Genomic DNA, 12863 nt, shown 5'->3' on the forward strand with positions numbered 1-12863 from the left:
CGCAACGCAATCAAAATACGACTAGTAATGATTTCTACTTGCTGTTTCAGATCTAAAATCAATTTGTGAAAGGCAAAAGAATTTCAGCATATTCTCGTTGTAATAAGCGGAAGACAGCATTTTGAAACCCGGAAGCCCCGGACTGGGTGGCACACTTTTTTGATATTTCAATGCTCGTAAATCCCGTTCCAACCTTTTTAATCCGGTGGCGTCCCTAATAATTCAATCCGAAGCATTTAAGCAGTCATGAAAAAATTCATCCCTCTCTCAACCTTCCTGTTTGGCATTTTTGCCCTTTTCAGTTGTGGAAAAACAACCACAATCAGCAGTAATATGGAGTTAACCGGCAAATGGGAGCTCCAAAGTATAGTACAAAATTCTGACACCATACAAAAGCCTGCATTAGCCAAAGGGCAAATGCCAGTCAGTCTTAATTTCAAAGAAAAAGGAGAGCTCGAAGGCACCACGTCAACCAATATTATGACCGGCTTCTACGAGACCGCCCAACAAAATACCATTCAACTCGGTGGCGGCGGAACGGAAAGAGCGGAAACGCAATGGGGCAACCTCTTTGTGAATGCACTTCCGAATGTAAACCTGTACGACCTGAAAATGAACCGGTTAGTGCTATATTACGAAAATAACAATCAGATGATTTTTAGCAGGGTGCAGTAACTTCCCTGACATATCCCATTTCACAGTTGGCGGCCTTATCACAGATAGGAGCTGCCATTTTTTATGCCCGCCGCATTTATTGTCATATTTTACCTCAATCTCAGCACCGGAACGATTTAACAGGTCAATATGTGACTAATAATTATCAAATCAGGCAAACAGAAAAGTGGTTTTTTGTTGTAAAATTGCATATTGACGGGAAGATCAAAAAAAATATATTGATGAAGTACAGTATGAATATGCTCCTTTGGGGCCCACAAATAGATGACAGTCTTTTTCCAACCCTGGAACTGATCAAAGAAATTGGCTTTGACGGCGTAGAAGTCCCGATTTTCAACACAGACCCGGCACATTGGTTTAAGTTTCGTAGAAAGCTGGACGAACTTGGCCTGGAATGTGAAACAGATACGATCTGCGGTCCTTCGGAACATTTGATCAGCCCGGATCCTGCCATGCGCAGACATACGATTGACCATTTGAAAAGCGCATTGGACTGCTCGCTCGTGCTCGGCGCAACCAAGTTAATGGGGCCTTATCACTCCGCATTGGGCGTTTTCACAGGCCAGCCTGCCACACCGGAAGAATGGCAATGGGCCATTGAAGGCATCCGCGAAGTGGCGGATTATGCTGAATCCCTGGACATTACATTAGGTTTGGAATATCTCAACCGCTTCGAGCTTTATCTTACATCTTGTGGCGACGAACTGATCCGCTTCGTAGACGAGGTGAACCACCCGAATTGCAAAATCATGTTCGACACTTTCCATGCGAATATTGAAGAAAAGAACATTGGCGACACCATGCGTAAAGCCGGCGACCGCATATCATTTATTCAGCTTTCCGAAAACGACAGATCTACGCCTGGAAAAGGGAATGTAGATTGGGACGGTGTTTTTCAGGCGATTAAAGACATCCGTTATGACGGCTGGATCAGTATCGAAGCATTTAGCCAAAAACTTCCTGTGGCTAACATTTGGCGGAAGATGTTTGAATCGGAAGAGCAGCTGATGCGGGATGGGTTGGCCTTTATAAAAGAAAAAATTGAACATTTAAAATGAATTTACGCTCCGGCGTATATTGGTTCCATTTCTGTTGGATTATTATTTTGGATTAGTCTAAATAAGACTACTTTTGCTTCCCATATCGAAAGTAAGATCTATTTATTCAAAACCATGCGCATACCATTTTTACTATTCTTCTCACTGATCTGCGCTGCTGCAAATGCTCAGAGCGGCCATATAAAAGGACAAATTAAGACAGGATCGGGCCAGGGCGTTGAGTCCATAAACGTGATTTTGAAAGGAACAGGCAAAGGAACCGTCACTTCGGCTGACGGTTCCTTTGAATTTACGGGTGTTAGCGCGGGTAATTATCAGCTGATCGGAACGGGAGTTGGTTTCAGGAGAATTGATAAAAATATTTCCGTAAAAGCGGACGAAACTGTTTCGCTGGAACTCTCTGCCATTGAAGATGCGCAGGAACTGCAAACCGTTGAAATTACAGGCCGCAGGGAAACCACTTACAAAAACGATCTCTCCTTTATCGCGAGCAAAACCGCCACGCCGATTAAAGACGTGCCGCAGGCGATCAGCTACATTACTAAAGAAGTGATGCGTGACCAGGGAACATTCCTGATGGGCGATGCTGTCAAAAATATGAGCGGCGTAAACCAATTTACATTTTATGATGACCTCACCATCCGCGGTTTCCGAATGAATGGCGGCAGCACAACGCAGCTGGTGAATGGATTAAGGACGTTTTCAGGATTTTGGAAACAACCGCCGGTGAATTATCTGGAACGAGTGGAAGTGATCAAAGGCGCTGCCTCCGCATTATACGGAAACACTTCACCGGGCGGAACAATCAACCGAGTGACTAAAAAACCACTGACCACGCCACAAAAATCCCTGACGTTTACAACCGGAAGTTTCAATACATTACGCACATTGGCCGACTTTACCGGTCCGATGAACGAAAGCAAAACATTGCTTTACCGCCTGAACCTGGGGTATGTTAATGCGCAAGGCTTCCGTAATTTACAATTTGATAAAAATATCATCGTCGCGCCGTCCGTATCATTCCTGCCGACAGACAAAACCCGCATCAACTTTGACCTCGTATATAACCGGTCGAACAGCCGCCTGGACCGCGGACAATCTGTAAAAGGAAATGACCTTTATTCCAGCTCAATCAAAACATCGCTGAATGCAGTGAATGATTATTTGAATGAAGAAACTTACCTGATTACCACCTCATTAAATCACCAATTTACCCAAAACACCTCTTTCAGCGTCGCTTACTTGCGCACGGGCTATTCCGAAGATCTGCTGGAACATAGAAGCAGCAATGTAAACGGGATTGATTCAGCCGGAAAAGCAATCGATAATCTGGTGGCAAGACAGGTTTTTGTGAGAAAGACGAAGTCTTTTATGGACAATGTTTCTCTTTTTCTAAATCATAATTTCAACACAGGAATTGCTGAGCACAAGTTGGTTGTGGGCTATGATTACATTCAGTCATCAACGCCAAAAGGTTCGGGACAACAGACGGCGAACGGTTATTTGCTCAAAGCCGGTGGCGCTGCAAATTACAATGCCAAAACGCCTGAGAAATACGTCTTTTACGATTACACAGAAAATGGCGTAACCCGGAGCATTCCAAAACCCAACATTTCGCATTACGATCTTTCGTTGCAGAACAACAACATGGAAGACCCGTCCAAATACACGTATAATGTTGTTACAAACGCTTCCACGACCCCGACTTTTTATCAGTTGCACGGACTTTATTTGCAAGAACAACTGGACCTCAACCGCCTGCAAATTCTGCTCGGCCTGCGTTACGACACTTACGTTGACAAAAAAGGCTACACGACTAACAAGGAGCAAAATGTGACACAGCACGCGTTTTTGCCGCGGATCGGAGCAGTGTATACGCTTACAAACAACATTAACATTTACGGAACTTACACCAAAGGCTACAACCCGCAAGACGCCACCGTGCAAAGCGACCCGTTATCCGGCGGACCATTTGACCCGATCCGCAGCAGCTTGTATGAAGCCGGTTTGAAAACAGAGTGGCTGGATGGACGCGTTACTGCCAATGCATCTGTTTACCAGATTGAGCAATCCAACACATTATATTCAGCCAATGCACCTGAAAATCCAAATTTGATGACGCAAATTGGTTCGGAAAAAGCAAAAGGGGTTGAATTTGACATAACCGGAAACATTCTACCAAACTGGAACCTGATCGTAGCTTACAGTTATAACGATGCCAAAATCACAGACGCTGGTTCAAAAGCAACGGATCAAGTCCTTGTGAATTTGCAAAAACCCAATGCACCGAAGAATCAGGGAAGCATTTGGACTAAATATACTTTCGTAAATCAGGCATTAAGCGGCCTTGGAGTTGGACTGGGAGCCAATTTCGTAACAGAGAGGAATTTATCTCTAAATAATACGCAAACATTGCCGGGTTACGAGTTGCTGAATGCAGCCATATATTACAAGATTGACAAATTCCAATTCCAGGTGAATCTCAACAACCTGGCAAACAAAACTTACTGGGTTGGTGGATATGATTATTTGCGCCTTTTCCCCGGAGCGCCGAGAAATTTCATGGCTACGATTTCATATACATTCTAATATCATGTGACTATTCTTAAACCTTAAATTGTGAAAAAAGCACTTAAGAAACTTGCGTCGCAACTGCATTTATGGCTGGGGATTTCCTCCGGCCTTGTGGTTTTTATAGTGGCCCTGACTGGCTGCCTACTGGTTTTTGAAGACGAACTTGAACCCGTCATTGATCGACAATTTCACATCGTTGAAGCGCATCAAGGAGAGCAACGCCTCCCGCTCGATCAGTTACAAACGCGTGTTTCCGAAACTTATCCCGGCAAGAAACTTGTCAGGATCACCATTGAAAAAGAGCCGGAACGCACGATTGTTTTTGGTTTAAAAAATGGTAAAAAAGAAAAAGACATCTTGTCGGTGGCTGTGAATCCTTACACAGGAAACATTGCAGAAGCAAGAGTGGAGCAGGATGCTTTTTTCAGTGTTGTGCTACGTTTGCATCGTTATTTATGTCTGGAAGAAACAGGAAAAATCATCACCGGCATCTCCTGCGTAATGTTCCTGATCATCATGACCACCGGGTTAATAATGTGGTGGCCAAACAGAAAAAACCGCAAACAGCGCTTCACGGTCAAGTGGAATGCCAGATTCAAGCGGCTGAACTGGGATCTGCACGCTATTTTCGGCTTTTACGTGCTGCCTTTCATATTCCTAATCGCGATAACTGGCCTGGTATGGAGCTACAAATGGGTCAATAACATCATCTTCATGACCTTCGACGGAAAGCCCCAGCAAAAACGCGAAGCCCCAGCCAACGTTCAACCAGTTTCAAACCAAGACAACACATTGTTCCAGAAGATTTACGCCGAAACCAATCAACAACTCCCAAATCCTGGAAAGATTCTCATAACCTTAGGCGAGTCCGACAGTCTATCCGTCACTGTCTCTAAAACCAATGACAATGCTGCTATCAGCAACATTGTCGACTTTCTTTATTTCGACAAAAACAATGGTCAGTTAATCAAAAAGCGACTTTATGCCGATGAAACCAAAGGCATGAAAGTCCGTAGGCTGATTTATCCTATCCACACGGGAAGCCTGCTTGGCTTGCCGACGAAAATTATTGCTTTCCTAACTGCGCTAGTTGCTGCAACATTGCCGGTTACGGGCATTGTTATCTGGTTGGGAAAGAAGAACAAGAGTAAGAAGGAGATTAAACCAAACGTGTCAGGAAGTATTCGTACAAAGAGAAAACCGATCATTGCAGGTTGATTGAAAGGGATGGGATAATCTATACCCCATCCCTTCAACCTCAATAAACCTTCGCCAGCAAGTGCGGCCGCTCCTTTTCCAATTTCAAAATCAACTCCCCAAACAACGTATTAACCCAGGCAAACCATTTCCTCGTAAACTTGGACTGATCATCCTTATCAAACGATTCGTGCATGAAGCCGGTGTTGTTGTGGGTGGTTTTTAAAAGTTTTAATTGGGCTTCAATTTCTTTATCGTCCGTAGATGTGATGGCTCTCGCAATGATGCCCATGGGCCAGATCTGGTTGACCAATGTGTGTGGGCTGCCTAGTCCTTCTCCTGCTTTACCTTTGAAAAAATATGGATTGGAATCGCTTAACACGAATTTTCTGGTGTTGACGTAAATCGGATCTTTCACCGACATTGCACCCAGATATGGCATACTGATTAAGCCTGGTATGCCTGCGTCGTCCATCAGGAGATAATTTCCGAAACCATCGACTTCGAATGCATAAATCTTGCCGAATTCCGGATGTGTATACACCGCGAATTTTTGCAGTGCAGTTTCAACTTCGGTTGCTAATGCCTTGAACTCGCCTGCGAGCTTAGCTCCTTCTCCGCCTGTTTTTTCCAAAAGCTCGGCGATTTCCCGAAAGGAAACGACTGCGAAAAAATTGGAGGGAACAAAAAACGGATACATTGCCGCATCATCCGATGGTCGGAATGTGCTCGCTATCAAGCCATTTGGCTTAATTGGATTGCCATAACCATTGCCAGGAACTGTGTCAGTAGACCAGGACGTGACACGGCCAAATTTATATGGGCCGGGTCCATCTTTGCGCTGCTGTTCTTTGCAGGTTTTCAGGATAAGTCCCATTGCCTTCGTCCAATCGGCGTCGAATGGCTTGGTATCCCCTGTTATTTTCCAATAATTATAGGCCAGCCTAACCGTGTAACAAAGCGAATCCAATTCCCATTTGCGTTCGTGGAGCATGGGTTTCATGTCCGTTACGTCTTTTGTCCACTCGCTTTCCTTTGGTCGGTCGTAAAATGCGTTGGCGTAAGGATCAATGTTGATGCATTTTGTTTGGCGATTGATGAGGCCTGCTACCATATCCTTCAACTTTGCGTCTTCTTTGAGCAATGGCAAATAGGGCCAAACCTGCGCTGTGCTGTCGCGGAGCCACATGGCATCGATATCGCCGGTGATTACAAATGTGTCTGGCTTGCCGTCAATGGGTTTGTAATGGACAGTTGTGTCAATGGTGTTGGGAAAACAGTTTTCAAAAAGCCACGCCAATTCGGGGTCCTTGATCACCTTTTGCATGCGGGTAATCGTGGCTTCCACTGCCGGGCTGGTGAAGCTCCGCTTATCGGCTGCGACGCGCACCACGGGGAAATCAGCAGGACTTTTGGCAAATGACCATTTTGAAACGGCTATTCCAGCCACGGCCAATGCGCTGGTTTTTATGAATGTTCTCCGTTGAGAGTTGCTCGTTTGAGACATGGGTTCAGGAAATGTGATTTATTAAAAATTTTTAAAGAAGCAATTTAGACAAAAATCCTTCATCGCGAACAGAGAGAAGCAGGATTGGCTGGGGGAGCAAATGACTATCAAACTTCCCGAATCATGTGATCGTACGAGTGCCCCATAAAATCCCTTTCGCCAACCACACGGAAACCCACTTTTTCATAAATTTTCCTGGCATCCGGGTTCACGTGATCAACGATCAATCCAACGCGTATGAAATGTTGCGAAGCTGCTAGCTCGGACATGGCATCGAGCAACTTTTTACCAATTCCCTTCCCCTGATGCGCAGGATCGACATTCACGCAATCAATGTAATATTCTCCAGCTTCCGTTTCATCATTGGGCGAGAAATCGGGATCAGACTTTCTGATCACTTTCAAAACCGGCTCACGCAGCTCGTGCAAACGCGCGCCGTCATAACCCACAATAGAGCCGATGACACCGTTTTCATCTTCGTAAACCAATGTATTTTCATAACTATATTGATTGCCTCTGCTTCCGATAAACTGCTCCATGAGCGGAATAGCATCCTTCGGGTCGTCGGATTGGGCGAATATGCAGGCAATATGGCCTAATGCTAAAATAATGAGCGGGGCAAGGTCGGGAGCATCTTCCGGTGTGGCTTGTCTGATCATAAATTTCACAATTTGTATCTATATTTTGCAAGAATTCGACCCTGCTCCGAAAAATAGGTCAAAATCGAGTCAGTACTAATCAAAAGACGTAAAGTTTTTAGCACTATTTTGTTTTAAAATTGTATTACCCAAAATCCGATCATTAACCTAGTAATAAATATGTCTCAAAAAATTAATGTTGCAATCGTTGGACTTGGCTTCGGAGCCGAATTTATCCCCATTTACCAGCAACATCCTAATGCAAACATGTACGCAATTTGCCAGCGCACAGAATCCAAACTGAATGAAGTTGGCGATCAATATGGCATTGAAGTGCGTTACACAAGTTACGACGACCTTTTGAATGATCCGAATGTAGATGCAGTGCACATCAACTCCCCGATCCCCAATCATGCCGAGCAAACATTGAAGGCATTGCGCGCCGGAAAGCACGTGGCCTGCACAGTGCCGATGGCGACGAGCGTAGAAGATTGCATTGAAATCGTAAAAGCGACCAAAGAATCGGGCAAAAAATACATGATGATGGAAACCGTGGTTTACGCGCGGGAATTCCTTTTTGTAAAAGAATTGTACGAAAAAGGTGAGTTAGGCAAAGTGCAATTCCTGAAAGCTAGCCATCAGCAAGACATGGAAGGCTGGCCTGATTACTGGCCTGGATTGCCTCCTATGCATTACGCAACACATTGCGTAGGACCAGTTGCGGGACTTTTGAAACTTGAAGCTGAGTATGTTTCCTGCTTCGGTTCGGGAACAATCAGCGAAGATCTGGCAAAAATTCACAACTCACCTTTTGCAGTTGAATCTGCGCATATTAAATTTAAGGACAGCGACTTATCAGCTTATGTCTATCGCTCGTTATTTGATGTGGCGCGTCAGTACAGAGAAAGTTTTGAGGTTTACGGAAGCAAAAAATCATTCGAATGGCCATTGATCGAAGGCGAAGATCCTGTGATCCACACGGCTAAAAAACCGGAACACGAAATTGCTGAAAAAGTGGCAACGCCTGATTACGCACATTATTTGCCAGAGGAAATCCGTCATTTCACCGGAAAGGGCGTTTACAACCTGGACGAAAACGCGCATTTGTCATTTGTACAAGGCGGAGGCCACGGCGGCTCACACCCGCATTTGGCGCACGAGTTCATCACCGCATTAATCGAAGACCGCGAACCTTTCCCAAATGCCTGGCAGTCAGCCAACTGGACGAGTGTAGGGATTTTAGCGCACGAGTCGGCATTGCAAGGCGGGGCATTGATACAGCTGCCTGATTTCAAGGAGTTAGCGTAGCCTGTCAGCCTGAGCGTAGTCGAAGGCACGTTACCAAGCAAGTAGCGCGCCTTCGACTACGCTCAGGCTGACAAAGTAAAAAGCATAAATCAAATAAGACACAAACCAAACCCAATGAAAACCAAAGCGTTATCCTTTATACTTGGTATTGTCCTGCTGGGCTGTGCCTCTCAGCCTTCATCGCAGAATGCGTCGGTGAAGAGCTCCTCGGCCAAGAGTGAGGCCGGAAAGGCGCGGCGTCTAGAAATCCTGTTTCTGGGAGACAACGGACATCACAAGCCTGCCGAACGCGTTCCGCAGATCATGGCTGCATTAGGCCCGAAAGGTTTCAACTTTACCTACACGGATAACCTCAATGACCTTAATCCCGAGACACTTAACAAATACGATGCCCTGATGCTTTATGCAAACTGGGATTCCATCGCGCCGCAGCAAGCGAAAGCATTGCTGGATTACGTGGCAAGCGGAAAAGGCTTTATCCCCATTCACTGCGCTTCGTATTGTTTCCGCAATAACCCGGATGTCGTGAAGCTGATGGGCGGCCAGTTTTGGAGACATACCTGGGACACGATTCAGCCTGTTTGGACAAAACCCGATCATCCTGCGATTGCTGGCGTGAAGGAGTTTAAAACGGTGGATGAAACCTATCTGCACGAAAAGTTACAGCCCGATAACATTGTTCTGACAGAACGGTTGATCCAGAAAGATCAGGAAAAAGACAGACCGGGACAGCAAAAAGAGCCTTACACTTGGGTGAGAACGCACGGAAAAGGCCGCATTTTTTACACGGCTTATGGTCACGACGAACGCACCTGGTCGGTTCCTGGATTCCAGGATATGATTGAAAAAGGGATTCTTTGGGCAGTTAATGATGACGCAAGAAAATCATTGGCAGCTTTGGCTCCAAAACCTTTTGAATATCGCGCAGCCAAACTTCCTAACTATGAGCAACGCCCTGGCGCACAAATGCAGCAATTGCCTTTGTCGCCGGAGGAATCTGTAAAGCACATTCAAATCCCGGTTGACTTCACATTGGACGTTTTTGCGCACGAGCCGGATGTCATGCACCCGATCGCGATGACTTGGGATGAGCGCGGCAGGTTGTTTGTTTTGATCACAAAAGATTATCCAAACGAGCGCAAAGACACAGGCGGAAGCGATTACATTTTGATTTGCGAAGACACGAATAAAGATGGCAAAGCTGATAAATTCACAAAGTTTTCAGACGATTTGAGCATTCCGACAGGTTTGGTTTTTGCCAATGGCGGGATCATCGTTTCGCAAGCGCCGCACATGCTTTTCTTGCAGGATACAAATGGCGATGACAAAGCGGATGTGAAAAAAATCCTCTTCTCAGGCTTTGGAACGGGTGATACGCACGCAGGACCTTCTAACCTGCATTATGGATTCGACAACTGGGTTTACGGATCGGTTGGTTATTCCGGTTTCAAAGGCAAATTCGGAAGCGCAGACTCCTTGAATTTCGGTCAAGCACTTTTCCGCTTCAAGCCGGATGGAACAGATATGGAAATTGTTGCTAAAACTTCAAATAACACGTGGGGACTTGGTTTCAACGAAGCTGGTGATCTTTTCGGCTCAACGGCCAACAACTCGCACGGCTGGTATAGTGCCATTCCAAACAGATATTTTGGTAAAAGCAAAGTGGATAACGGAAGCCGCAGCACGGATACGCACAAGGACATGCAGCCGATCACGCCGAAAGTGCGTCAGGTGGACGTTTTTGGCGGGTTTACTGCCGCAGCCGGACATAATTTTTACACAGCAAGAGCATTTCCAAAACAATATTGGAACAAAGTCGCATTCGTTTCTGAGCCTACGGGGCACATTTTGCACCAAAACGTTATGAACCAAAAAGGAACTGACTTTGAAGATGGATTAGGCTTCAACTTGTTGGCTGGTGCGGACGAATGGGTTGCTCCTGTTTTTGCAGAGGTTGGCCCGGATGGCGCTGTGTGGGTGGCTGACTGGTATAGCTACATTATCCAGCATAACCCGACACCAAAAGGATCTGAAAACGGAAAAGGAAATGCATATCAAACCGATCTGCGTGATTTTACACACGGTCGTTTGTATCGCATTGGCTGGAAAAATGCGCCAAAATATACGCCAATCGTTTTGAGCAAAGACCGCCCAGACGAACTGGTTGCCACATTGAAAAACACGAATATGTTATGGCGCCGCCACGCGCAACGCCTTTTGGTAGAACGCGGACAGAAAGATGTTGCGGCTAAATTGGTTGAGCTGGTTAAAGACAAATCAGTTGACGAAGTCGGCTTGAACACCGCTGCTATTCACGCATTGTGGACATTGCACGGGCTAAAAGCCATTGAAGACCCGCAGGTTTTGGCTGCCGTAACGGAAGCATTGAAACACCCGTCTGCTGATGTGCGCAAAACGGCAGTTCAAGTGTTGCCACGCAATCCTGCAACTGCTCAAACATTGCTGACAGCCGATGCATTGCACGACAAAGCGCCGCTTGTAGTGTTGAACTCATTGCTTGCATTCTCAGAAATCCCTTACACGCCGGAAGTTGAAACTGCGGTTTTGGGATTGATGGACACTTATGCACAGCCAGAAGATCGCTGGATGCCGGATGCTTTTGCAGCCGTTTTGAATGCACAAGATGGCAAATTGCGTGAAAAATATTTAGCACAACGCGTAAGCAAATCTTCGGCAACGGCCGCTGCAACACAAAAAGCAGACGCAGCCAAATCGATGGATCACAGCAACATGGACCACAGCGCGCACGCCGCAGCTGCGAAGCCAACTGTGGAAGGTTCTGCTGAACTGGCCATTACAAACATTACGATTGAGCCAAAAACACCTTACGTTCGTGAATATGCGCGTGTGGTGATCGAGATTACAAACCAAGGCACAGTGGCGGTTCCAAAAGAACTGGTTCCAGTTGTGAATGTAGGCATCAGAAGCCGTTCATTGAACACGAACTACATCAGCCGCCAGCTAAATAACGGCATCGCGCCGGGCGAAACTGTGAAACTGATCGAAGGAAATAATGGCCCTTGGAAATCAGGTTTCGGCTTTACATCAGACGAGTCGGGTAAGGTAAATATCACGGCGACTGTGGATGTTGACAATGTAGTTCCTGAGAAGGATGAGAACAAAAACAACACCATGAGCAAAAGCTTCGAAGTGAAGCGCATGGATAAATTGTCGGATTTTGCTTTGGAGCGCGCAACGCGCGGTTACACCTCCTATGCAACCGGTGACGATGTTTTGAAACTAATGAAAACTGCGCAAACACTTGATCCACAAGGACGCAATGCGATTTTCAAAGGAATTGTTGGCGCATGGAATCCAAAACGCAAGGAAACCGCAAATGACGAAGGCAAAACATTGCTGGCTTCTGTAAAAGGCGATCTTCCAGAAGATTTGAGCGCTCGTTTCACGACATTGATGGAATCTTACGGCATTAAAGAAGATGTCGCAGTTGATCCAAATGTACAAGTTGTTCAAATCAAAGCAATCCGCGAAGAAATGAAGTTCAGCTTAACCGAATTCACTGCTATTGCAGGCAAAACGATCGAGCTTGTTTTCGAAAACCCGGACGCGATGCAGCATAATGTTGTCGTTGGAAAACCAAAATCAACAGAGATCATCGGCGCAGCTGCTGATAAAATGATCACCGCAAAAGACGGCGCTGAGAAAAACTACGTTCCGAACATTCCGCAAGTTTTGGCTGCAACGCCGCTTGTGAACCCGGGACAAACTTTCCGCCTGAAATTCGTGGTGCCTGATGTAGTAGGCGACTATCCTTACGTCTGCACATTCCCGGGTCACTGGAGATTGATGAAAGGCAATATGAAAGTGATTAAAGAGCAGGCGGTTTTGAGTAAATAATTCAAAAAAACGAAGCTTAAATAGAAT

General features: G+C 45.8%; 8 protein-coding genes. 6 read left to right on the forward strand and 2 right to left on the reverse strand.

All coding sequences use genetic code 11. The annotated features are described in order from the left end of the window. Nucleotides 1–246 precede the first annotated feature (246 nt). The 4 genes from NFI81_RS16800 (at nucleotide 247) to NFI81_RS16815 (ending at nucleotide 5525) form a co-directional block, all read left to right on the forward strand. Nucleotides 247–675, forward strand: coding sequence for an META domain-containing protein (locus NFI81_RS16800; protein ID WP_234611318.1), 429 nt, complete (start codon nucleotides 247–249; stop codon nucleotides 673–675). 221 nt (nucleotides 676–896) lie between these two features. Next, complete coding sequence (locus NFI81_RS16805) at nucleotides 897–1733, forward strand: sugar phosphate isomerase/epimerase family protein (RefSeq protein ID WP_234611317.1); 837 nt, start codon at nucleotides 897–899, stop codon at nucleotides 1731–1733. Nucleotides 1734–1847: 114 nt separating this feature from the next. Further along, on the forward strand, nucleotides 1848–4322 hold the full coding sequence (locus NFI81_RS16810) for a TonB-dependent receptor (protein ID WP_234611316.1): 2475 nt from the start codon (nucleotides 1848–1850) through the stop codon (nucleotides 4320–4322). A 30-nt stretch (nucleotides 4323–4352) separates the two neighbouring features. Next, a complete protein-coding gene (locus NFI81_RS16815) occupies nucleotides 4353–5525 on the forward strand; it encodes a PepSY-associated TM helix domain-containing protein (RefSeq protein ID WP_234611315.1) in 1173 nt (390 codons plus the stop codon). Nucleotides 5526–5565: 40 nt separating this feature from the next. Here the strand turns inward: NFI81_RS16815 and NFI81_RS16820 are convergent, their stop codons facing one another. Both NFI81_RS16820 and NFI81_RS16825 read right to left on the reverse strand, forming a co-directional pair. Continuing rightward, complete coding sequence (locus NFI81_RS16820) at nucleotides 5566–7011, reverse strand: glycoside hydrolase family 125 protein (protein WP_234611314.1); 1446 nt, start codon at nucleotides 7009–7011, stop codon at nucleotides 5566–5568. Between the two features lie 107 nt (nucleotides 7012–7118). Next, entirely contained in the window at nucleotides 7119–7670 is a 552-nt protein-coding gene (locus NFI81_RS16825) for a GNAT family N-acetyltransferase (RefSeq protein WP_234611313.1), read from the reverse strand. Nucleotides 7671–7829: 159 nt separating this feature from the next. Here NFI81_RS16825 and NFI81_RS16830 point away from each other — a divergent pair, with 159 nt between their 5' ends. Next, nucleotides 7830–8957 (forward strand): Gfo/Idh/MocA family protein, encoded by a 1128-nt coding sequence (locus NFI81_RS16830; RefSeq protein ID WP_234611312.1) that lies wholly within the window; start codon nucleotides 7830–7832, stop codon nucleotides 8955–8957. A 114-nt stretch (nucleotides 8958–9071) separates the two neighbouring features. After that, a complete protein-coding gene (locus NFI81_RS16835; RefSeq protein WP_234611311.1) occupies nucleotides 9072–12836 on the forward strand; it encodes a PVC-type heme-binding CxxCH protein in 3765 nt (1254 codons plus the stop codon). The last annotated feature ends 27 nt before the right edge of the window (nucleotides 12837–12863 follow it).

This window comes from Dyadobacter fanqingshengii (assembly GCF_023822005.2).
Lineage (GTDB): Bacteria > Bacteroidota > Bacteroidia > Cytophagales > Spirosomataceae > Dyadobacter > Dyadobacter fanqingshengii.